The organism is Campylobacter sp. MIT 21-1684, from assembly GCF_026241315.1.
Lineage (GTDB): Bacteria > Campylobacterota > Campylobacteria > Campylobacterales > Campylobacteraceae > Campylobacter_D.
Genome location: NZ_JAPHNA010000001.1, coordinates 156,973 through 179,942, shown reverse-complemented (window position 1 = coordinate 179,942; position 22,970 = coordinate 156,973). Strand labels below are relative to the sequence as shown.

The 22,970-nt window shown below is 31.7% G+C and carries 24 protein-coding genes and 1 pseudogene; 5 read left to right on the top strand and 20 right to left on the bottom strand.

The features are described 5' to 3' along the window. The 6 genes and pseudogenes from OQH62_RS00885 to OQH62_RS00860 all read right to left on the bottom strand — a co-directional run. Positions 1-445: pseudogene (locus tag OQH62_RS00885) on the bottom strand (hypothetical protein); the annotation flags it as partial. Positions 446-501: 56 nt separating this feature from the next. Beyond that, positions 502-1,269, bottom strand: coding sequence for a flagellar biosynthetic protein FliR (gene fliR / locus OQH62_RS00880; protein ID WP_266012559.1), 768 nt, complete (start codon positions 1,267-1,269; stop codon positions 502-504). Next, entirely contained in the window at positions 1,256-1,891 is a 636-nt protein-coding gene (locus tag OQH62_RS00875) for an ABC transporter ATP-binding protein (RefSeq protein WP_266012587.1), read from the bottom strand. Before OQH62_RS00875 ends, fliR begins: the two co-directional genes overlap by 14 nt. A 1-nt stretch (position 1,892) precedes the next feature. Then, a complete protein-coding gene (gene tsf / locus OQH62_RS00870; RefSeq protein ID WP_266012556.1) occupies positions 1,893-2,972 on the bottom strand; it encodes a translation elongation factor Ts in 1,080 nt (359 codons plus the stop codon). Between the two features lie 5 nt (positions 2,973-2,977). Then, complete coding sequence (gene rpsB / locus OQH62_RS00865; protein ID WP_266012553.1) at positions 2,978-3,760, bottom strand: 30S ribosomal protein S2; 783 nt, start codon at positions 3,758-3,760, stop codon at positions 2,978-2,980. A 174-nt stretch (positions 3,761-3,934) separates the two neighbouring features. Further along, on the bottom strand, positions 3,935-4,717 hold the full coding sequence (locus OQH62_RS00860) for an inverse autotransporter beta domain-containing protein (RefSeq protein ID WP_266012550.1): 783 nt from the start codon (positions 4,715-4,717) through the stop codon (positions 3,935-3,937). 121 nt (positions 4,718-4,838) lie between these two features. On the opposite strand from OQH62_RS00860, the gene OQH62_RS00855 reads away from it, so the two are divergent. Beyond that, on the top strand, positions 4,839-5,192 hold the full coding sequence (locus OQH62_RS00855) for a methionine-R-sulfoxide reductase (protein ID WP_266012547.1): 354 nt from the start codon (positions 4,839-4,841) through the stop codon (positions 5,190-5,192). A 13-nt stretch (positions 5,193-5,205) separates the two neighbouring features. Here OQH62_RS00855 and aat read toward each other — a convergent pair whose 3' ends face one another. From aat to sstT, 13 genes are all read right to left on the bottom strand, one after another. Then, the gene (gene aat / locus OQH62_RS00850; protein WP_266012544.1) at positions 5,206-5,850 is read right to left on the bottom strand and encodes a leucyl/phenylalanyl-tRNA--protein transferase; all 645 of its coding nucleotides are present in this window, start codon (positions 5,848-5,850) and stop codon (positions 5,206-5,208) included. Next, positions 5,825-7,960 carry an AAA family ATPase gene (locus tag OQH62_RS00845; protein ID WP_266012540.1) on the bottom strand — a complete coding sequence of 712 codons (2,136 nt, stop codon included), beginning with the start codon at positions 7,958-7,960 and terminating at the stop codon, positions 5,825-5,827. Before OQH62_RS00845 ends, aat begins: the two co-directional genes overlap by 26 nt. Continuing rightward, on the bottom strand, positions 7,957-8,247 hold the full coding sequence (locus OQH62_RS00840) for an ATP-dependent Clp protease adaptor ClpS (RefSeq protein WP_266012538.1): 291 nt from the start codon (positions 8,245-8,247) through the stop codon (positions 7,957-7,959). Before OQH62_RS00840 ends, OQH62_RS00845 begins: the two co-directional genes overlap by 4 nt. Then, positions 8,247-8,846 (bottom strand): TlpA family protein disulfide reductase, encoded by a 600-nt coding sequence (locus OQH62_RS00835; protein ID WP_266012536.1) that lies wholly within the window; start codon positions 8,844-8,846, stop codon positions 8,247-8,249. The genes OQH62_RS00840 and OQH62_RS00835 overlap by 1 nt, the downstream gene beginning before the upstream one ends. 2 nt (positions 8,847-8,848) lie before the next feature. Further along, positions 8,849-9,310, bottom strand: a complete 462-nt coding sequence (gene smpB, locus OQH62_RS00830) for an SsrA-binding protein SmpB (protein ID WP_266012534.1) — start codon at positions 9,308-9,310, stop codon at positions 8,849-8,851. Then, on the bottom strand, positions 9,307-10,077 hold the full coding sequence (locus OQH62_RS00825) for a 4-(cytidine 5'-diphospho)-2-C-methyl-D-erythritol kinase (RefSeq protein WP_266012531.1): 771 nt from the start codon (positions 10,075-10,077) through the stop codon (positions 9,307-9,309). The genes smpB and OQH62_RS00825 overlap by 4 nt, the downstream gene beginning before the upstream one ends. After that, a complete protein-coding gene (locus OQH62_RS00820; RefSeq protein WP_266012530.1) occupies positions 10,074-10,301 on the bottom strand; it encodes a carbon storage regulator in 228 nt (75 codons plus the stop codon). The genes OQH62_RS00825 and OQH62_RS00820 overlap by 4 nt, the downstream gene beginning before the upstream one ends. Before the next feature lie 65 nt (positions 10,302-10,366). Continuing rightward, positions 10,367-11,182 (bottom strand): tRNA pseudouridine(55) synthase TruB, encoded by an 816-nt coding sequence (truB, locus tag OQH62_RS00815; protein WP_266012527.1) that lies wholly within the window; start codon positions 11,180-11,182, stop codon positions 10,367-10,369. Beyond that, positions 11,179-13,224: an ATP-dependent helicase gene (locus OQH62_RS00810; RefSeq protein ID WP_266012524.1), complete on the bottom strand. Its 2,046-nt coding sequence runs from the start codon at positions 13,222-13,224 to the stop codon at positions 11,179-11,181. The genes truB and OQH62_RS00810 overlap by 4 nt, the downstream gene beginning before the upstream one ends. After that, complete coding sequence (locus OQH62_RS00805; RefSeq protein ID WP_266012522.1) at positions 13,221-13,658, bottom strand: hypothetical protein; 438 nt, start codon at positions 13,656-13,658, stop codon at positions 13,221-13,223. Before OQH62_RS00805 ends, OQH62_RS00810 begins: the two co-directional genes overlap by 4 nt. Continuing rightward, a complete protein-coding gene (locus OQH62_RS00800) occupies positions 13,655-15,373 on the bottom strand; it encodes a M3 family oligoendopeptidase (RefSeq protein ID WP_266012520.1) in 1,719 nt (572 codons plus the stop codon). Before OQH62_RS00800 ends, OQH62_RS00805 begins: the two co-directional genes overlap by 4 nt. A gap of 9 nt (positions 15,374-15,382) precedes the next feature. Beyond that, positions 15,383-16,264: an aspartate carbamoyltransferase catalytic subunit gene (locus tag OQH62_RS00795; RefSeq protein ID WP_266012518.1), complete on the bottom strand. Its 882-nt coding sequence runs from the start codon at positions 16,262-16,264 to the stop codon at positions 15,383-15,385. Beyond that, positions 16,264-17,490 (bottom strand): serine/threonine transporter SstT, encoded by a 1,227-nt coding sequence (sstT, locus tag OQH62_RS00790; protein ID WP_266012516.1) that lies wholly within the window; start codon positions 17,488-17,490, stop codon positions 16,264-16,266. The genes OQH62_RS00795 and sstT overlap by 1 nt, the downstream gene beginning before the upstream one ends. Positions 17,491-17,620: 130 nt before the next feature. Here sstT and metK point away from each other — a divergent pair, with 130 nt between their 5' ends. Then, complete coding sequence (gene metK, locus OQH62_RS00785; protein WP_266012514.1) at positions 17,621-18,817, top strand: methionine adenosyltransferase; 1,197 nt, start codon at positions 17,621-17,623, stop codon at positions 18,815-18,817. Positions 18,818-18,842: 25 nt separating this feature from the next. Here metK and OQH62_RS00780 read toward each other — a convergent pair whose 3' ends face one another. Beyond that, complete coding sequence (locus tag OQH62_RS00780; protein WP_266012512.1) at positions 18,843-20,177, bottom strand: apolipoprotein N-acyltransferase; 1,335 nt, start codon at positions 20,175-20,177, stop codon at positions 18,843-18,845. On the opposite strand from OQH62_RS00780, the gene yajC reads away from it, so the two are divergent. Genes yajC through secF form a run of 3 tightly spaced genes read left to right on the top strand, consistent with a single transcriptional unit; the run spans position 20,150 to position 22,966 of the window. Then, entirely contained in the window at positions 20,150-20,422 is a 273-nt protein-coding gene (yajC, locus tag OQH62_RS00775) for a preprotein translocase subunit YajC (protein WP_266012510.1), read from the top strand. The two genes, OQH62_RS00780 and yajC, sit on opposite strands and share 28 nt — an antisense overlap. Then, on the top strand, positions 20,415-21,995 hold the full coding sequence (gene secD, locus OQH62_RS00770) for a protein translocase subunit SecD (protein ID WP_266012508.1): 1,581 nt from the start codon (positions 20,415-20,417) through the stop codon (positions 21,993-21,995). The genes yajC and secD overlap by 8 nt, the downstream gene beginning before the upstream one ends. Next, positions 21,995-22,966 (top strand): protein translocase subunit SecF, encoded by a 972-nt coding sequence (gene secF / locus OQH62_RS00765; protein WP_266012506.1) that lies wholly within the window; start codon positions 21,995-21,997, stop codon positions 22,964-22,966. Before secD ends, secF begins: the two co-directional genes overlap by 1 nt. Positions 22,967-22,970 lie beyond the last annotated feature (4 nt).

The window sequence follows — 22,970 nt, the reverse complement described above, 5'->3', positions numbered from 1 at the left end:
CTTTACTTTCACTCTTGTGTTCCAATTCATCTAAACTAAGACCGGCTAAATCGTTTTCATCTTTTACAACCTCTAAATCAAGATCAATATTTGGTGTCGAATCAGCTGTTTTCTCTAGTTCATCGATATATATAGAATCGTCAAGTTTTGCAGTTTTATTATTTAAGATATTTAAGAAGTCTGTTGGCAAGAAAGGTTTATAAAGAATTTTAGCTTCTAATTCTATCTCTGTACTACGCGGAGCAAGAAAGATGATTGTATCGCATCTTTCTTTTAGAATTTTAAGGGGTGCCGGGGTTTCGCTATCAACAACAATAACATCATAATATTGGGTATCTTTTTCATCATAAGCTTGAAGTTCTTTAAATTCGTAGGACATTTTTTTAGCACTAAGACTGATAAGCCTTGACACTACAGGGTTTTCATTTAAAAGTAAAATTTTCATCATTATCCTTAAAACAAATAATTATTTATTGTATTATAAATTTATTTATCCTTTTCTTATGTAAAAAATAGAGTTTGCATATTTCCAAAAACTTCTACCATAAGTTTTTGGAAATATTGCATCATTGTAAGCAAGATGGCTATTAATACAATAAAACCTAAAGCTATTTTAATAGGATAACCTATAACCAAGAGATTAAATTGAGGCATAGTCTTCATTAAAAGTCCGAAAATAACATCTGCTAAAAGAGAAATGGCAAGAATGGGAAAGCTCATACTAAAACCTATGACGAAGATATTGAGCATAGCTTGATTGAGATAGAGCATTATGTTTTCATTTGGATAAAATCCGCCTAAATGAATAAAACCTAAAGAATGGCTTAAAAATAAAAGTATAAGATGGTGTCCATCAAAAGCAAGAAAAAATAGCAAAGCTAATAAATGCAGAATTTGGGCAGTAATGGGCATATTTGTCCCAGAGCTAGGATCTAAAACATTTGCCATCGTAAAACCCATAGTAAAGGCTATTTGCTCACCTGCCATTAAGATAATAGCAAAGACAATTTGAAGTATCAAGCCTGCTATCATACCGAAAAACACTTCGCTTAAAAGATGTAGTAAAAAAAAATTATCTAAATAAGGAGTCGAAAGTTTTGCTAAGGGATAGAGGTATAAAGTAAGAAAAAAACTTATCGTAGCTTTTATCACAGCTGGAATAGAATTGTGCGAAAGAAATGGAAAAAAAACCATTAATCCACTAATTCTAGCAAATAAAAGCATAAAAAGAGCTATATTTTCATCACCTAAATACTTAACAAATTCCATTTGTGTGAAGCATATACCTTTTATCACAAAAACTTGCTAGAGTAGAATCGTGTGTTATGAAAAATAAAGCAGCATTATTGGCTTTAACATAGGATATTAAAAGATCAAGAACATTTTTTGCGTTTTCAAAATCTAAATTTCCTGTGGCTTCATCAGCAAAAATTATTTGCGGTTTTTTACATAGTACTCTTGCTATGCTAACTCTTTGTTGTTGCCCTCCGCTTAGTTTTCCTATTTTGTGATGTAAAACTGTATCTATGCCTAAATCTTTTAAAAGCTGTCTGTCTAAGTCTTTTCCAGATAAAACGCTTGCAAGCTCTATATTTTCAAGTGCTAAAAATCCTTTAAACAGATGGTGGGTTTGGAAAATGATTCCAAAGTTATAACGCCGTATTTTCATTCTCTCGTTTTCATTGAGAGCATAAAGGTCATTGTTTTTGTAAAAAACTTTCCCGGAATTTGGGGCAAGTAAAGAAGATAGTATGTGTAAGAGGGTCGATTTTCCACAACCGCTTGAACCTTGTATAGCGATACAATCTTTAGAAGATATACTTAAATTTAAATTATTAAAAAGCGGATAATCAAAACTTTGACTAAGATTTTCCGCTCTTAAGAGTTCCATTTTAGCCAATTTGTGCTGCAACTTCAGCAGCAAAATCTTCGGCTTTTTTTTCTAAGCCTTCGCCGACTTCAAAACGAATAAATTCAACAATAGTAATTTTTCCCCCAAATTCTTTTTCTTTCTCTTTAACTACTTGTTCTATGGTTTTTTTATCATCCATCACATAAAATTGTCCCATTAAGGTTAGCTTACTATCAAGTTGAGAATTATCAGCGATAAAACTATTGAGCTTTCCCGGTATAATATTAGCCCATATTTTTTCAGGTTTGTTTTGGGCTTTTAGTTCTGCTTTTATATCTTCTTCAATTTGTTTTAAAATGTTTTCATTGAGTTGTTTTCTACTTGCAAATCGAGGAATTTTATGTTCTGGTTTGTTTGGATCTTTAAGTCTGCGTCTTTCTTCGTTTTCTTTTTCAAGTTCAGCAACTAAAGCTTTATATTCATTTTCTATAAACTTCATATCTAATTCTTCATAACTTAAAAAACTTGGCTTCATAGCAGCAATGTGCATACAAAGCTGTTTTAGAAAGTCTTTCGCTTTATTCGCTATCTCAGTATTTTCACAGACTGCTGAGATAATAACACCAACACGTCCATTTGTATGCATATAGCCATTTACTATACCTTTATTATTTGAAGTTCTCAGTGTTGCAAAACGTCTTACTACTAAATTCTCACCTATTGTAGCAATTTGACTCTTTAAATATTCCTCAAATTGTACTCCTTGGATAATACTTGAATAAAGTTTTTCTATTGTCTGTAAATTTTCATTTTGAATGTGAGCTGTTGTGTCTTTGGTAAGTTTGATAAACTGTTCGTTCTTTGCAACAAAATCGGTTTCTGAATTAATTTCGCTAAGCGTTGCTACTGTGAAATCATCACTGATTTTTACGCTTATTAAACCTTCAGCTGCTAATCTGTCAGCCTTTTTTGCTGCTTTACCTAAGCCTTTTTCCCTTAGAAGTTGCACGGCTTTTTCAAAATTTCCCTCTGCTTCTTGTAAAACATTTTTACAGTCCATCATTCCAGCGCCTGTGCTTTCACGTAATTCTTTTACCATTGCAGCAGTTATTTCAGCCATTATTCTTACTCCTCTTCGAAATATTCTTCGTTCATAGTTTCATCTAAAACTTCTTGTTTTTCTTCTTCACTAAATTCTTTGTTTTCTTCGGTTACGGTTTCTTCTTGTTCTCTTAAAGCTTTTCCTTCGTTGATCGCTTCTGCTATTTCTTGGCAAAAAAGCTGTACAGAACGAATAGCATCGTCATTTCCCGGTATAGGATAGGTAACTAAGTCAGGATCGCAGTTTGTATCAAGCGGTGCGATAACAGGAATCTTAAGCCTATTGGCTTCTTGTACTGCTATTTTTTCTTTTACTGTATCAATTACAAAAATCATATCAGGTTGATTTTTAAGGTACCGAATTCCTCCTAAGTATGCAAGAAGTTTCTCTTTTTTTCTTGTAAGCATTAAAGCTTCTTTTTTAGTTAAAAGTTTAATGCTTTCATCTTCTTCCATTTTTTCTATAATTTCTAGTTTTCTAATGGATTGGCGAATAGTTCCAAAATTGGTCATCATACCACCAAGCCATCTGTGATTTATATAAGGCATCCCGCATTTTTCAGCATATTCTTTAATAGCTCCGCCAGCTTGTTTTTTTGTACCTACAAAAAGTATAGTTTTTCCTTCCGCAGCCGCATCGCGGACTATATTATAGGTATATCTGAAATATCTAAGAGTTTTTTGTAAGTCAATAACATATATACCTTTTCTTTCACCGAAAATAAATTTCTTCATTTTCGGATTCCATTTTCGTGTTTGATGCCCAAAATGTACCCCACATTCGAGCAAATCTCTCATACTAACCATAATTTTTCCTTTCAATATAGCTTTATTCCTCCGCATCCTTAAATATTTGACAAAGCTAAAAGGATAGATGCGTGTGAAATCTGAACCACGATTATATCAAAATTTATTTTAGTTTTTACTTATTAATTACAGGTATAGTGTCAATAAAGGAGTATTTTTGCTATAAGATCTGTTTTAATCCATTCTTTGTAAAAAATCGTAACGATCAACCTCTTCTAAACTATTATCTTTGCTTTTAAACTGCCTGATAAAATTTGAATCAAGCTTGAAATGAAAGCCAATTTCAATGGCGGAATCATCATCGTGTTGTTTAAAATTTCTATGTAGAAGAACTAAAGAGAAAACATCATATGGAGAATAAGAAATTTTATAATTAGTTTTTTGATTGTCTGAACTGACTCCAAAGATAAAAGATCTGTATTGTGGAAAGATGAAATTGATTCCAAATTGTAATATTCTATCTTCTTCTTTCGGTATATAATAATTGCTATATATTTTTATATAACGACTATAAACAAATTCACTTCCGATACTTTTATTTTCATTATTTTCTTTTCTTTTGTCAATAAAGCTGTTTATTCCAAATATAAATTGATCTTTTTCGTAGCGATCCACAAGTCCTATTGAGTAATTATAGGTGTCTTGGGCTACAAAAAGTTCTCTTTGAAAAAATAAGGAATTATTTTCTCCCTCGTAGAGTGATTTTAAGTTTTTTATTTGAATATTCTTATTTTCAAAATCCACATTAGAATCACTCTGGTCTATTCCATTTTCACTTTCTAAAGTATTTGCAATTATGCTATTAAAATATTTCTTAAAATCAACTTCTTCATCTTGTGGTTTTGGTACTTCTTTTGTGCTGTTGAAATCAAAATGTTTCCAAGCGTTTGAGTGTTGTTGAGCGGGATTTGCATTAAGAAAAGAAAAAAATACAAAGAAGACAAAAAAAAGTTTCATTTTGAGCTATTTATCCTTAATTGGAAAATATTATAAAAAATCAAAATAAATAAAAGTAAATTGTTTCAAAGCTTTTTTTCTTTATAATTTAATCAAAAATTGAAAAATAAGGAGTTTAAATATGAAGCGTTTAAGTGAAGAAGAAAAAAGAATTCTTTTATATAAAGGTACTGAAGCTCCATTTAGCGGAAAGTATAATGATTTTTACGCAGAAGGAACATATCATTGCAAACAATGTGATGCAAAATTGTACTCTTCAAAAGATAAATTTAAATCCTCTTGCGGTTGGCCAAGTTTTGATGATGAGATTGAGGGTGCTGTTAAGCAGATTCCTGATGCTGATGGTGTACGTACTGAAATTGTGTGTGCAAATTGCAATGGACATTTGGGACATATCTTTAAAGGAGAGGGTTTTACTGCTAAAAATACAAGACACTGTGTCAATTCTCTTTCTCTGGACTTTAAAAAGTCATAATTTTGCTTTATTATTATAGTAAGGTTTTAAAATTTGTAAAACCGCTTTTTTCTTGGCACTTTTTTTCAAGAAGTGCTAAAAAATCCTTGCGACTGATATTTTTTGCTCCCATAAATTCTAGATGTTTGTTATAAACTTGACAGTCGATAAAGAAATCATAAGGAGCTAAAAGTTGGCAGAGTTTGATAAGGGCGACTTTTGAAGCGTTTTTCTTAAGACTTACCATACTCTCACCGAAAAACACTTTACCTATAATAAGTCCGTAAATTCCGCCGATCATTTTATTATTTTCATAAAGTTCTAAACTGTGAGCGTAACCTTGTTCAAAAAGTTCAGTGTAAATTGTGATAAATTCAGTATTTATCCAACTGTATTTTCTTTGCTCTTTACAAAGTGTGATGAGTTCTGAAAAATTCGTATCAAGTTTTATTGTGTAGAGTGTGAGCTGTTTTTTCATATTTTTTTGAATATGAATTTGATGTGGCATTAAAATGCAACGAGGATCAGGGCACCACCATGTTACAGGATTGCTTGTCCAAGGAAAAAGTCCAAAAGTATAAGCTTGTATGATGAAATCAGATTTTAAAGTAGGACTTAGAAAAACAGGGGCATCATAAGGTGCTTTTAAAAGTTCAGAATAAAAGTTCGATTTGTCCATTTTTGTTAAGCTGTATTTTTACTTTTCCACCTTTTTTAAGTTTGCCAAAAAGGATTTCATCGCTTAGTTTTTCACCAATTTCTTCAGCGACAATTCTTTTAAGTAATCTCACTCCAAATTCCTTCTTGTAAGCTTTTTTTGCAAGATATATTTTTGCTTTTTCATCAGCTATTAAAGTGATATTTTTTAAATTTTTTGCAATTTCATTGAGTTCTTTTTGTACAATTTTGGCAAGTATTGCATCATTTAAGTCATTAAAATGTAAAATTTTATCGATACGATTGATAAATTCTGGTGCAAAAAAATCTTTAACGGCTCTGTGACTTTTTTCCTCATTTTTGCTTAAAAATCCAAGTTCATTATTTTCTTTTAACCCCAAATTTGAAGTCATTATAATAATAGTATTTTTAAAATCGACCTTTAAACCGCTGTTGTCAGTGAGTTCTGCATTATCAAAAATTTGCAAAAAAGTATTACTTAAATCAGGATGAGCCTTTTCTATTTCATCAAAAAGTACAACAGAAAAAGGATTTTTTCGTACTCCATTGCTTAAAAGCCCTCCATCTTCATAGCCCACATAGCCAGCAGGAGAACCAATAAGTTTGCTTAGAGAGTGTTTTTCAGCATACTCACTCATATCAAAACGTTGCAAGTGCAAACCTAAAAAAGAGGCTAACTTCTTGCAAAGCTCTGTCTTTCCAACACCACTTGAACCTGTAAAAAGAAAAACTCCACGTGGCGAATTTGCATTTTTAAATCCAGCATAACTTTGTTTCAAAGTAGCACAAAGACTTTGTATCACTTCATCTTGTCCAAAAATTTGCGTTTGCAGTTTCGTACTTAAGTTTGATAAGGCTTTTGTTTGATTGAATTCGAAGTTCGTATGACTTTGAGTCATCTTTGCCAATACTCTTTCTAAGTCGTTTAAGTTTGCCGTTTTTTTATTTTTTGTATTCAGGGCAAATGAAGCGCCGAGTTCATCTATGAGATCGATAGCACAATCAGGCAAAAATTTATCGTTAAAAAATTTCTTTCCCCATTCAACTGATTTTTCAAGTATTTCATCATTAAACTGTATTCCGTGGAAATTTTCATATTTGCTTTTTAACCCTTTAAGAATCTGTAAAGCTTCTTCTTTGTTTGGTTCATCAACAGCAATTTTAGCGAAACGACGACTTAGAGCTTTGTTTTTATCGAAAGTGTTTTTATATTCTATGTAAGTTGTTGCTCCTATGCATTTGAGTGTTCCATTGCTGAGTGCAGGTTTGAGGAGATTTGAAAAATCTGTATGCGATTCGCCTGCAGCTCCAGCACCTACTATAGTGTGAATTTCATCGATAAACAAGATTGCATTTGGTAATTTCGTAAGTTCTTGTAAAAGTTCTTTAATTCTTTTTTCAAATTCACCTCTGTATTTTGTCCCAGAAAGCATAGCAGCCATATCAAGACTATAAATTTTGGCATTTTGTAAATTCTTTGGGACTTTTTTTTGAGAAACTGCTAGGGCTAAACCTTCAACGATGGCAGTTTTGCCAACTCCAGCTTCACCAACTAAAATAGGATTGTTCTTTTTGCGTCGTGACAAAATTTGCATCATTCTTTCAAGCTCAAAGGTCCTCCCGATTAAAGGATCGATTTTGCCTTGAGTGGCTAGAAGTGTTAAATCACTTGTGAGATTGCTTAAATTATGTGCTATGTTGATATGTTTATATTCATTTATTTTTTCAGAATTGAGTTCGTGTTTTTGTAAGAGATAGCTTGAATAGCTTCTTTCATCTTTTAAAAGTTTTTCTAAAAAATCAATAATTTTAATATTTTCCTTAGGGTTTTCTTTTTTGATAGAATGTAAAATTTCGTCTAAAACAACAGAATTTATAGGTTCTATTTCTTTGTTAAGAATCTGATTTTTTTGTGCGATATGATTTTTGAGTTCATTTTCCAAAAGTTCAAATTCTCCATCAGCTAATTCTTCAAAAATTAACTTAAAATCTGTACTAAGTTTGAGCAATGCAAAAAGCAAATGTTCGCAAGTAATAAATTCGTGCCTGTTAATAAGAGTTAAATGTCTTGCATTATCTAAATATCTTTTGAGTTCTTCTTGGTATTTCATTCTTCTTCCACTCTTGTTTGTAAAGGAAAATTAGCAATTTTTGCAGCATCAGCTACTTTTTTTTGTTTTGAGAGAGCGATTTCTTGCGTATAAACACCACAAACTCCACTTCCATTACAATGCACCTCAAGCATTATTTTACTTGCATCATCAAAGCTATGGTGAAAAACATTCATTAAAATCTCAACAACAAAATCCATAGTTGTAACTTCATCATTTAAAAGCATTATCTTAAACATTTTAGGCTCTTTGAGTTGATATTTGTCTAAACTTTTTATTTTTTGCATTATTTTTCCTTAGTAATTCGGTTTAAATCTTCTTGCATTACACTAATAGGAACTTTTCCTAAGTAGTATTTCGTTTCAGTGTTTGTTTTCCAAAAATCACTTAGCACTTGATATTCACCTTGTTTTAAAACTACTTTAAAAGGTAATTGTTCCATATTTTGATAATCTATGTCTTTTAAGATTTGAGCAATAATTCTATTATTTTGTTCGTTATTGCTCAAAAAATAATATGAGCCATAATCATCGGCAAATTTTTTTACTTCTTCATCGCTGACTGTTTCAAAATGGGTTAATCCTATGATATTTAAAGAAGAAAGATTGTTTTTCCAAAGCTTTGTTAAGGTACTAGCTTCTTCTTTACAAGGTTGGCAGAATGTTCCAAAAAAATCAAACATCAGTATTTTTTTTTCTTCACCCTCCACAATAAAACCATTTTTTGTACGAATAAGCGTTTTTGAACCTCCGTTAATATTATGTAAAAGGATTTTTTCACCTTGAGTGTATTCTTTAAATAAAAAATCATTTTGTATATTTTCATTTGAACATCCGCTAAGGAGAATTCCTAAAAAGAGAAAAAGTATTATATACCTTGTTTTCATTATCACCTTTCAAAGTTGTAATTTTTTAAACTTGATCTTGCTTCTAAATCAGCTTGTTTTTTCTTTAAAACTTCGCGTTTGTCGTGTACATTCTTACCTTTGGCTAAGGCAAGAGTTGTTTTTACTTTGTTTCTTGCGTTAAAATATAAATTTAAACTTATTAAAGTAAAGCCTTGAGTGCTTACCTTCCCTAAAAGCTTATCGATTTGTTTTCTGTGCATTAAAAGCTTTCTTGCAGCTCTTTGATCGTGTTTATAATGAGAATGTGTTGTGCTAAGATATGAAATATGGGCATTAAGCAAAAAGAGCTCTCCTTTAATAATACGTACAAAAGAATCTTTTAAATTTGCTTTTCCAGCCCTTAAGGCTACTACTTCACTTCCTTTTAACACTATCCCTGCTTCATATTTTTCTATTATACTATAATCAAATGCAGCTTTTTTATTTTTTGCGATAATCTTCACAATTCTTTAGCCTTTAGTTTAAATACCGCACTTCCACTTCCGCTAAGAAAAAAACCTTGTTTTAAATACACAGACATTTTAGGATAAAAATTTGCACAAGGAGTAAATAAATCGTTTAATTGAGTGTTTTTAAAATGCAACAATTCTTTTGAAGAACATTTTTTCAATTCTTTTGATTCTATAAGACTTTTTGTAAAATCAAATGGCATTTTATCAAATTCTTTGTACACTTTGGCTGTTTCGCAGACTATGTTTGGAAAGACCCAATCCAAGTCAAGATCTTCATACTCATACTCTTCTATAATTTCTCCACAACCACTTACATTTGCAGCCTTAAAACCACTCAGAAAGAATGCTACATCGCTCCCTAATTCTTTTGCAAATTCTCTAAGATTTGAGGCAGAAAGTTTTAGATTAAGAGTTGTATTCATCATCTGTAAAAAACAAGCACAGTCAGAACTTCCACCACCAAGTCCTGCGCAAACAGGGATATGTTTGATGAGTTTAAGGCTTTTTTGACGAAAAAGTTCTTCTAATTCATTTTGAAAGCCTTTTTTACAAAGTAAAAAATAGGCTTTTTTGATAATATTATCTTCACAATCAAATTCACTAATAATTTCAAAACCATCTGTATGTTTTTCATCAACTAACAAAAGTTCATCAAACAATGTATCTAAAATGATAAAACGGGATTCTATCAAGTGGTATTTTCGGCTATCTAAGCCTACAAGTTTTAAAAAGATATTTGCTTTGGCATATGCTTTCATTGCATTATTTTTTTGCTTAAGTCTTCAAGTTTTACATCATTTTGCACTATTGCGTGGAGGTTTTCGTCTGTGATTTGTGCTATAAGCTCTTTTCGCAGAATCATTAAGGATTTTGGAGCTTCAATACCTATTTTTGCATAACCCTTTCCTGTTTGAACAACTTTAACTTCAATGCCATCACCTATGATAATGCTTTCGCTTTCTTTTCTTGATAATATTAACATTACTATTTAGCTTTCTTTTTTTGGTAATTTTACTATATTTGATTTAATAATACTTGTTTTTTCTCTTAAAATTTAATTTTATTGAGAAGATAGAAAACTTCAGCGTTTTTAATTTCAATAATACTAAAATAATCTGTATTTACAATAAAATAAATTCCATTTGTTTGAATTTGAAAATCTGCTTTATCAAGTTTTAGACCATTTTCAAGTTTTGTTGTTTCGTAAATAAAATTTTGTTTTATAGCAAGGAAATCAAGTATTTTAAGTTCTTTTTCATTCTCATAGCGAAACTGTCCTTCGCTCAATCTCTCTAAAGAGCTCAAACTCGCTTTAATGCCAAGTTTTGAAGCAAAAAGCTCACAATAAGAGCGTATATAAGAACCTTCGCTTACACACAGTTCAAGGCTTAAAAAAGGATGAATGTATTGTCTGATTTCACAACTGAAAATTTGCATCTTGCAAGGCTTAAGTTCCGCATATTCTCCACGTTTTGCTAGTTCATATGCTCTTCTTCCTTGAATTTTTTTAGCACTAAATTGTGGAGGAAAATATACAAGCTCCCCAACAAGCTCATTTTTTATTTGTTCAAGTTTTTTGCAATCAAGTGTTGGAAGTTTTGAAATTGCAATGATATTTTTATCATCAAGACTTAAAGAATGCGCACCAAGCCATAAAGTGGCTCTGTAAGTTTTAGGACTTTTTTGTAAAAAGCGTAGAACCTTTGTAAATTGTCCAAATGCTATGATTAAAACTCCTTTTGCAAAAGGATCAAGTGTTCCAGAATACCCAGCTTTATCGCATTTGTATTTTTTCTTAAGTTTTTGTAAAAAAGCATTAGAGCTTATTTGAGTTGGTTTATATGCAACAAAAAGTTTATTCATATTTTTTCTACACAAGATGCCGAAATAATCCTGTTTAAACCACCAAAACTAATGCCAAGCTGTTGCTCACTTTCTTGTGTCGAAATTTCTATCACTCTGCCTATACCGAAAATCTTATGTTTGATTAAATCACCTTTTTTATATATTTGATTTTGGTTTTTTACTTGTGATTTTTTATTTAAACCGCTTTCGGCTATAAATCTGCTTGTATCAAGCCTTGTCCTTGTTCCTTTGTGGAATCTTGAATTTGCAGAACTAAGACAGAGGAATTTTTTTGCTCTTGTGAAAGCTACATAAGCAAGTCTTCTTTCTTCTTCCAGAGTACTTGTTTCGCTATAAAGAGGGAAAAAACCCTCATCAAGTCCTATGATGAAAACATCATCAAACTCTAGCCCCTTACTTGTGTGTATACTCATAATATAAATACACTCTCCTTCAAAATGATCCTGTTCGCTTAACAGTGCAAGTTCATTTAAGATATCGCTTAAATATTCATCGCTTCTTTCTTTCATTTTCGCGTAAAATTCATCAATATTACGCAATCTGTCTTCACCATCAGCTTGTTCTTTATAAAAGTCTTTGAGTTTTATTTTGCTTTCGATTGTATCCACCAGTTCTTTAACATTTTCACATTCTTTTAGTATTTTTATATTTTCTATAAAAAGATGAATTTCATTTTCTATTTTTTTAGAGAAGAAATGACTTCCATCAAGATTGCAAAGTGCTTCGAAAAGTGAGATATTTTCTTTTTGTGCGTATGATTGGAGCTTTTGAAAATTGACCTCTCCAAAGCCTCTTTTTGGACGATTAATGATACGTTTAAAGGAAAAATCGTCATTTGAATTAAGCAAAAATCGCAGATATGAAATAAGATCTTTAATCTCTTGCCTCTCATAGAAACGTACTCCACTTAAAAGCTTGTAAGGAATTTTTTCTTTCATTAAGGTTTCTTCTAAGGCACGTGAGAGAGCATTCACTCGAAACAAAACAGCTATTTCGTTTGCTTTTGTACCTTGTGCTAAATGGTTTTTAATAGCCTGTGCTATTTTTATGCTTTCATTTTTTTCATCATCATTTTGTAAAAATTGTATGTTTTGACCATATTCTTTTGTGCAAAGTAAGGTTTTTCCAAGTCTTTTTTTATTATGTGAGATAAGAGTATTTGCTACTTCTAAAATCGCTCCAACCGAGCGGTAGTTTTGTTCTAATTTAATAAGCTTGACTTTGCTAAATTCATTTTGAAAATGCAAGATATTTTCTATCTTTGCCCCACGCCAGCTGTAAATGCTTTGATCATCATCACCAACGACACAAATGTTTTCGTGTTCGCTACAAAGTTTTTTTAGAATTTTGTGTTGTAAAGCATTTGTATCTTGATATTCATCGACCATTATATACTGATACAATCTACTTTGTTCTAAAGCAAAATTATTTTCTTTATCAAGAATCATGTAGGGTAATAAAAGTAAATCATCAAAATCAACAAAATTAAATTGTAAAAGATAATTATGGTATTTTTGATAGAGAAGAGCTAGTTCTTGCATTGTATTGAATTCTTTGTGTTGGTTTTTTAAAAGTTCTGTATCGTTAAAAATTTCTTCTACGCTTTTGCAGTTGTTTTTGCAATGAGAAAGAAAGTCAAGAGCAATGGAAGGATTTATTTTTTGACTATTTGTAAGATCTTTAAGAATTTTTTTGCTGTCTTCTGTATCAATGAGAGTAAAATTATTCTTACGTCCAAGCTTTTCTATATGCATTCTTAAAAAGAAAAGTCCGAATTTATGAAAAGTGCAAAGCAAAGGATTGACTTCATTTTGCATAAGTTTTAAAGCCCTCATTTTCATCTCTGCAGCAGCCTTATTGGTGAAAGTGAGTGTAAGCGTATTTTTATAAGGTATGCCTATCTCTTTAATTAAATATGCAAGTCTTGTGGTAATTGTTTTTGTTTTGCCACTTCCAGCGCCTGCTAAAATAAGCATAGCCCCATCAATGTGTTGTACGGCTTGAATTTGATTTTCGTTTAATCCTTCAAAGAGTTTCATTTTTTAAAAAGGTCTTTATTTTTAGGGTTGTTTAAAAAGATGTTTTTTGATTTTTGAATTTCTGTTTCATCTTTACGTTTATATAAGCTAAAATTAACAAATAAAACGTGATTTTCAATTTGAATTTGAGCAATTGCCCCTAAATCAACTTTTACGAAAGAAGCATAATCTTGTGGTCCAAAACCAGCGTGAAAAAGTAAAAAATCCTTGTGTAATTCTAAGGAGTCAAAAGTATAGCCAGCTAGACTAAAGAGGGTATAAGGATTCTTTTTTACATCTAAATCAGGTGGTAAAGGAGGATCAAAATCAACGAAATTTGTATTTGTAACTATGGAAAATTCTTGTTTATTTTCTATTAGACTGTTGAGTACTTCATAGCAATGTTTTTGCATTAAAGCGATGAAATATTCATCATTTAAAATTGTTTTTATCATATTTTTAACCTTGTAAATTCATCAATGAGTTTTTGTATTTCACTTATGCCTATATTCCAAAAATTTGTATCTTCTATATTAAAGCCAAACATTGCTACAAGCTCTTTAGGGCTTACACTTCCACCACGACTAAGCATTGTTGTGTAAAGTTCTTTAAAATTTTCACATCTACCACTTTTATAGAGTCCATACAGCGCCAAAACAAGAAGTTGGGCATAGGCATAAGCGTAGCAGTAAAAAGGCGAGTGAATAAAATGCGGAATATAAGACCACCATAAAGCGTAATTTTTGCTTAAATTGACACTCTCTCCAAACATTTTTTGTGATTCTTCCATCCAGATTTTATTAATCTCATTTGTACTTAATTCTCCTTTAGAATTATGAATACGTCTTTCAAAACAAGTGAAAGTAATTTGTCTATAAAACGTGGCAAAAATGTCTTCAATTTTTCCGGCATATAGAGTGAGCAATTCGTCTTTTTTGAGTTCTTTCTTAATGAAATCAAACACAAGCATTTCAGCAAAAACTGAAGCACTTTCTGCTGTGGTTAATGGAGTGTTTTGATTTAAAAAGCTTACTTGATATGAAAGTTTTTGATGGATAGTATGCCCAAGTTCGTGTGCGAGAGTGAAAAGATCTCTTCTTTGATTTGTATAATTAAGCAGGATAAAAGGGTGGGCGTCTGAAGTTGCCGGGTGAGAAAAGGCTCCACCTTGTTTTTTTTCTTGTGGATAGACGTCTATCCAACCTTTTTGAAAAGCTTCTTGAGCAATAGCAGCAAAATCAGCTGAAAAACTTTCAAAGGCTTTGAGAATAATTTCTTTGCTTTCTTCAAAACTGAATTGTGTTTCTTTGCCTATTGGTGCATAGCGGTCATAATCTTTCAACTTATGAAAGCCTAGAATTTGTTTTTTCTTTTTATAAAATTGTGAAACAAGATGGAAATTTGTTTGACTTGTGTTGATGAGAGCATCAACGCTTTTTTGTGAAATTTGATTGCTAATATGTCTTGAAATTTCAGCGTTTTTATATCCTCTTAAGAAGCAAATATTTTGCCTTTCTGTTTTAATCATATTGAAAATAAAAGTTAATAAGTGTGAATTTTTTTTAAGACTTTTAGTGAATCTTTTTGCTGCTTTTTTGCGGATTTTGCGATCCTCATTGTACATTTTACTTAGTATTTCTTCTTCGCTAAGTTTTTTTCCTTCAAAAGGTATTTGAAGCATACTCATTTTTTCATCAAACAGGCGACTAAAAGCATTTGCACCTGTATTTGAAAGATAAAGCAATATTCTTTCTTCTTTTTGAGTGAGATTGTGAATTTTGTTTTTCAATAGAGAATCGAGATAAAAACTATATGTTGTGCAATAATTTTTTAATTCTAAAGCTTTTTTTTCTGGAAGCTCGCAAAATTCAAGCTCAAAAAAAAGAAGTTTTTCTTCAATCTTTTTCATTTTTTCTTCATAAGCAGCATAAAAAGAACCAAGACTCGTATCTTTGGAAAAAATTAAGCAGATATAAGTAGCTATTTTCTGTAAGTTTTGATTTAAAATTTCATACTTTTGTAAGGCGGTTAAAAATTCTTCAGGATTTAAATGCATAAGTTTGTTTTCAAATTGAATTTGAAATTCTTTTGCTTGCTCTATATTATGTTGGGTGAAATTTTCAAGTTCTTCTTTATTGTCAAATAAGATTTTCAAATCCCATTCTAACATTTCTTCTCCTTAATTTTCTGTAATCAATTTTTTTAAAACAGCCATTCGTATAGCAACGCCATTTTTTACCTGTTTCAAAACAAAACTTTTTTCGCTATTTAAGACTTCATCACTTATGTCAATATTGCGATTAACGGGTCCTGGGTGAAGTAAAATTGGCTTATTGTCTTTTAAAAGTTTAGTGCTAATGCAAAAATCGTTTGCATAGTCTTTCAAAGAAGCATAAAGTATTGTATTGTGCCTCTCACTTTGTGTTCTTAGACTCATTATAACATCACTTTCTGAAAGCAGTTTTTCGCTTAAAGAATACGATTTTGGTAGAGTAATATTGGGCATAAAATGAGGCGGAGCAACTAAAGTAATAGAAAACCCAAAACGACTTAAAAGTTCTATGTTTGAAGCTGCTACACGTGAATTTTTAATATCGCCTACTATAAGAATTTTTTTGCCTTCAACCTTGCCTTGAAAATACTCATACAAAGTAAAAAGATCAAGTAAAGCTTGTGTTGGGTGAGCGTGTTTTCCATCTCCTCCATTAAGAACAGGACAGTGCATATGTTGAGCTAGGATATGAGGTACACCTGAACTGCGATGCCTTACAATGATGGCATTTGGACTCATTGCGTCTAAAACACTTGCAGTGTCAAAGAGAGTTTCTCCTTTCTTTGAACTTGATTGAGAAATATCAAGTCTTAAAACTTTAGCACCGAGTCGTTTTGCTGCGCTTTCAAAAGAAGAAAGTGTGCGTGTAGAATTTTCAAAGAAAATTGTTGTAATACTTTTGTCTTTAAGTATATCTCTTGGTTTTTCATCTAAAAAGATTCGTGCATCATCAAAAAGTTTAAGAATTTCATCTTTGCTTAAATCTCGGGTTGTAAGAAGATGCCTCATTATGATCCAATTTTATAATTTAACTTATTTTTTGAGCAAATAGCAGTAAATAAGACATCAGTAGAGCTGTTAAGTGCAGTTTCAACACTATCTTGTATCACACCAATTATAAAACCAACAGCTACTACTTGCATTGCTACATCATAACTAACATTAAACAAGGAACACGCTAGAGGAATGAGAAGCAAAGAACCACCAGCCACTCCACTGACTCCGCACGCTGCAAAGGTGCCGATAATACTTAATAAAAATGCCTGAAAAAAACTTACTTCTATACCTATGGTATGAGCTGCTGCGAGACTTAAAATACTTATAGTTACCGCTGCACCTCCCATATTGATAGTAGCACCTAAAGGGATAGAAATGCTATAAAGGTCTTTATTGATTCCAAGTTTTTTGCACAGTGTCATATTTACCGGGATATTTGCTGCTGAACTTCTTGTAAAAAAAGCAAATAACGCACTGTGTCTAAGACAAATAAAGATTAAAGGAAAAGGATTTTTTCTTGTGCAGAAAAAAACAATAAGAGCGTTGATTACAAAGTATACAAAAAACATAGTAGAAACAAGTACTGCCAAAAGTTTCATATAACTTAACATTCCTGCACTTCCAGTTTGTGCAACTGAATTTGCCACAAGCCCAAAAATTCCGAAAGGAGCAAGTTTAACTATAAATTGAACACTTTTAAGCATTGCTTCATTTATATCACTAAAAACTTGTTTTGTCTCTTTTGAACACCATCTTAAAGCAAAGCCACCTCCAATAGCCCAAGTGAGAATTCCTAAATAATTTCCATTTGCTAAAGCATTGATCGGATTATCAACCATTTTTAAAAGCAAACTTTCAAAGACTTCTTGGATATTACCGGGAGAGGAATTTTCAGTTTTTTGCACTCCTTCCAAAACAAGTTCTATAGGGAAGAGAAAACTTGCAATGAGAGCACAAATGCAAGCCAAAAAAGTTGCTATGATGTAAAGAGCGATAACTTTTTTTAATTGAGAGCTTTCTTGTGAGATATTTTTTGTACAAAGCGAACCTAAGACGAGAACAAAAACAAGTAGAGGTGTAATAGCCTTTAGAGCATTTATAAAAAGCATTCCAAGCACATTTGCAACTTCGCTAAAGTCTTTAAAAAACACTCCAATAAATATACCTAAAAATATGCCTATGCTTATTTGAAATATTAAATTTCCATTAATATAGCTTTTTATGAGTCGAGAAAACATAAAATGGCCTTTTTGTTATTTCTATTATTTTAGCTCATTTTAACTTAATTTTTGTGAATTTAAAAGCTTAAGCTAGGATAAGCAAAATTTTAGTTACAATCACAACTCATTTTTTATGAAAGGACTTTTTATGTATCTATTCACTTCAGAAGTCGTAAGCGCAGGTCATCCTGATAAATGCGCTGATATAATCGCTGATACAATAGTGGATATACTCTTGAAAAAAGATAGAAATTCAAGGGTGGCGAGTGAGGTTTTTGTTGCAGGAAATAAAGTTGTAATAGGAGGCGAAGTAAAGTCTTCTTACAAACTTAGCAAGACTGATTATGACAATTTAGTAAAGAATGTTTTAAAAAATATAGGCTATGATGGTGCTGGATATTTTACTAAAGAGCAGTGCTTGCATCCTGATGATGTTGAGGTTTTAGTTTTTTTGAATGAGCAAAGCCCTGATATTTCTCAAGGTGTAGATAAAGAAGATGGAGAAGTTGGGGCTGGAGACCAAGGTATTATGTTTGGTTTTGCAAGTTGTGAAACGAATGAGTATATGCCAGCGGCTATTACTTATGCAAGAATGCTTTGTGATACAGTCTATGCTTATGCAAAAGCTCATCCAAATGAGCTTGGTGTAGATATTAAAACTCAAGTAACTGTTGATTATGGGACAAAGGCAAATTTTGAAAATTGTCAGGTTCAAAGTATTCATACCATAGTTGTTTCTGTTCCTTGTGTTGAAAATATGAAAATAGAAAATTTAAGGGCTTTGGTGATGAAGCTTATCGAACAAACACCATTGCCTCAGGAGCTTTTTAATCCTAAAAAAACAAGGATTTTAATCAATCCTACAGGAAAGTATGTTAATCATTCTTCTTTACACGATAGTGGTTTAACAGGAAGAAAATTGATAGTGGATAGTTTCGGCGGTTATTCGCCAATAGGAGGCGGGGCACAGTCAAGTAAAGACTATACAAAAGTTGATAGAAGCGGATTGTATGCAGCAAGATGGTTAGCTAAAAACATAGTTGCTGCAAAACTTGCAAAAAAATGTATAGTCCAACTTAGTTATGCTATAGGAGTAGCACAGCCAACCTCTGTAAGCGTCGATTGTATGGGAACAAATACTGGTGTTAGCGACGAAAAATTAAGTCAATTTGTAATGGAAAATTTTCCATTGACTCCAAATTGGATACGCGATAAATTTTCTCTTGATAAACCGGGTAAAGATACTTTCTTATACGCTGATGTTGCTGCAAGAGGGCAGGTTGGACAGAAGGACTATCCTTGGGAAAAGCTTGATGATTTAGAGCAATTTACAAAACTCCTTTGATGTATAAAGCCTCTATTTGAGGTTTTTACAACAACATCGTTTTTACAAATTCAAATTCTTTTATGCTCCTTATCCATTTTTGACTTAGAGGTTCTTTTGGTTGTATGATGGCATTTTCTTTTCCATTGACAGAATGATAGACACTTACATTGTATTTATTAGCATAAAAACGTATTAAAAGTTGTTGGAGTTTATACTCGCTTGAATGAGCAAACCACGCATTGTTGCTTAAGGCTATGATAATGCTAGAATTTTTATAGTTTTGTTCTTTTGTAGCTTCATAACAGATAGCATTTGTTATAATCTTATTTTCTAACTTGTATTGATTTTGAAGAGGACCTCTGTCAAACTCTTTTATTTGAGGTAAGAAGTATTTTTGTACTACATTTTTAAAGAGAGGGAATTCTTCTCCAAAAGGTACAAGAAAATGTTTGTTAAAGATGTACATATTGCCATTCTTAAAAATATAAGTACTATTGTAGAATCGCTCCGTCTCTTCGTTAAAGGCTCCAGTGATAATAATTATTTTATGTGAAAGCTCTCGCAAGAGTGTTTCATACTGCGTATTGTGCAAGGAAAAAGCAAAGGCTGTTTCGGGTAAAACGATGAGATTATTTTTTTCTGCTATGGCTTGTAGAATTTCTTCAATAAGAACATTAGAATTATAAAGAAGATTTTCTTGTAGAAATTTTTGCTCTTGTGAGATGTTTGTATTGATGAGTTTATAGGTGAGTTCAAGTTTATCAGCATATTTTTGTTTATAATGCAATCCTGTGAAAAATAAGATGAGAACAATGCCTATTTTGTAGTATCTTGAAATATAGTGTTCATAGATAAAATAGGCGATTAAAAAAAGACAAATAAGCCCACGAGTACCTGTTTCGAAAAAACCATATACTGTGAAAATTCCCCACTGAAGCCAATCAAAACCTAAAGGGTGTATAAAACTTAAAGCAAAAATTCCAAGCAGTCTTAGAAAATCAAATCGTAAGGCATAGCATATTCTAAAAAGTATCCCATATACTAAACCTATTGCAAGGGCAACAAAAGGTGTTAAATAAGCAAGATTAAAATAAATCATACCAAGCCCTATCCACCAAAACCAAAAAATACCAACTAAAAATCCTATCCAAAAATATGCCTTGCCATTTTTACATCGTAATAATAAAACGAGTCCCCATATAGCTAAAAAAGGGCTGATTGTTTCAACAACGATATTTTCAAAAAAAGAAAGATAAATAGGATTTGAAAGTAAAAATGCAATAAAAAAGAGTTTTATTATTTTAAAAGTGCTAGAATTAGAATTTAATTTTTTTGGAATAAAGGAAAAATATGGGAGAAAATTCAGTTTTAACTTCATTATTACCTCTTATTGTGCTGTTTGCGATTTTTTATTTTTTAGTTATAAGACCTCAGCAAAAACAAGCTAAAAATCATAAACAAATGCTTGAGTCCCTACAAAAAGGTGATAAAATTATTACAAATGGAGGACTGATTTGCGAGGTTATAAAACCAGAACAAGATTTTATCAAAGTTAAACTTAATGAAGAAAATGTTACTGCAAAAATTTCACGAGAATTTGTAGCAAAGAAGATTGATGCATAGTTTCAAACTTAGCTATAAGCTAGGGATTTTTTTAGTTGTGTTTCTTTTTGGGGTGATTTTCTCTTTTCCTTCTTTTTTGCAGACTCAAAGGGGTGCTAAGATTGTTTTAGGACTTGATTTGCAAGGCGGGCTTTATATGCTCTTAGGAGTGGATAATAAAGAAGTGCTAAAAGCTAAGCTTAAAATACTTGCTTCCTCATTGAATTATTCTATTAAAAAAGAAAATATTCTTATAGACAAACTTCTTGTTTATGATGAGAGCTTAGAATTGAATTTGCTTGATGAAGCAGATGTGTCGAAATTTCAAAACATTTTAGCCCAAATACAAGGTCTTGATGTTAAAGAGAATGCTATGCATTATACGATAGCTTTTACAACAGCAGAGAAAAAAAATATAGAGAATTTCGCCCTTTTACAGGCTGTTGAAACTATACGCAATCGTCTTGATGAATTTGGACTTGCTGAACCAACGGTAGCAAGACAAGGTGAAGATAAAATTTTAGTCGAACTTCCAGGTATTAAGACGCAAGAAGATGAACAAAGGGCTAAAGAAAGAATTACAAAGGCGGCTCATTTGCAGTTGATGGAGCTTGATGATTCAAAAATGCCTTTAGCTTCTACAATGACTGAAGATGAAGCTAGAGCTTATGGACTTGTTGTTCTTGCAGACGCAAAAAATGAGACTTTAAAATACGCTGTAAAAAATATTCCTATTTTAGATGGTTCTATGCTTACTGATGCAAGGGTAGCTTTTAGTGATAAGAGTTCTTATCCTGTGATTAATTTTACATTAAATTCTCAAGGGGCAAAAATTTTTGGTGATTATACTGGTGCAAATGTTGGAAAAAGACTTGCTATAGTACTTGATGATAAAGTATATTCAGCTCCTTCAATCAATGAAAGAATAGGCGGTGGAAGCGGGCAGATTAGTGGGAATTTTACGCAGGATGAAGCACGAGATGTTGCCGTAGCTTTACGAAGCGGTGCGCTTTTAGCTCCTGTAAAATTGCTCGAACAAAGAAGTATAGGACCATCTTTGGGATATGATAGTATTATAATGAGTATGATAGCACTACTTGGAGCTTCTGCATTTATTATTCTTTTTATGGTTTTTTATTATGGTGTTGCAGGAATCTTTGCCAACATTGCTTTGATTGCAAATATCCTCATTATAGTTGCTTTAATGGCGATTTTTGGTGCTACTTTAACTTTGCCGGGTATGGCAGGACTTGTTTTAACTGTTGGAATGGCAGTTGATGCAAATGTTATTATCAATGAGAGAATTCGTGAGCTTTTACGAGAAGGTAAATCCATTCGAACAAGTATAGAGAATGGTTATAAAAATGCTATGAGTGCTATTGTAGATTCGAATGTTACTTCATTAGTTACTTCGCTTGCTCTTTATGTTTATGGTACAGGAGCAGTGAAAGGTTTTGCTGTAACTTTGGGAATAGGGATCATTGTTTCTATGGTTACAGCTATACTTGGAACGCACGGAATGTTTGAATATTTTATGTCCTCTATTGAAAAAAGTAATAATACAAGATTTTGGTTTGCTTATAGGAGAAAATAATGCAATTTTTTAGCGAAAAGAAAATTTATGATTTTATGAAAATGCGTTTTGTTGCAATCTCTCTCTCTTTTCTTCTGTTTTTTGGTTCAATTATTCTTCTTTTTTTCAAAGGTTTGCATTATGGTATTGATTTTAGTGGTGGAACTCTCATACAACTTAAATATGAAAATCAAGCTCCCATACCGCAAATCAGACAAATATTAAGTCAAGCAGGAGTTTTTGAAAATCTTTCTGTAAGTGAATTTGGAAGTCAAGAGGAAATTACAATACGTTTTTTAGGAACTAATGATAATATTAGTAATGACATAGGTGAGTATGTTGTAACACTTTTACAAGAGACGGGTTCCTTTGAATTAAGACGTGTAGATATTGTCGGTCCAAAAGTTGGAGATGAATTAAGAAATAAAGGCTTAATGGCCATAGGACTTTCTTTTATTGCTATACTTCTTTATATAGCTTTGCGTTTTGAATGGCGTTTCGCTTTTGCTGCTATTATTAGTGAAATACATGATGTTGTGATTACTTTAGGTGCTATTTGTCTTTTGGATATTGATGTGAATTTAGATATTTTAGCTGCAGTTTTAACTGTGCTTGGCTATTCTTTAAATGATACTATTATTGTTTTTGATAGAATTCGAGAAAGTATTAAAACAAGTAAAAAAACTGAACTTACGCTTATAATTAATGAAAGCGTTTCGGCTACACTTTCAAGAACTGTTTTAACCTCCGGACTTACTTTAGCTACCGTTGTGATTTTGTATTTTTTTGGCAGCTCTATGATAGAAGGTTTTTCTTTAGTATTAATTATAGGTATTTTTATCGGAACTTTGAGTTCTATTTTCGTTGCAAGTCCTATTTTGCTTTGGTTTAAATTTAGTGTTTTAGATTTTAGAGCTAAAGAATTAGAGAAAGTGAAGAGAAAACAGGAAAAAGAACGTACACGTGCAATGTATGAAAAAGGGAGAATTTAAGGAG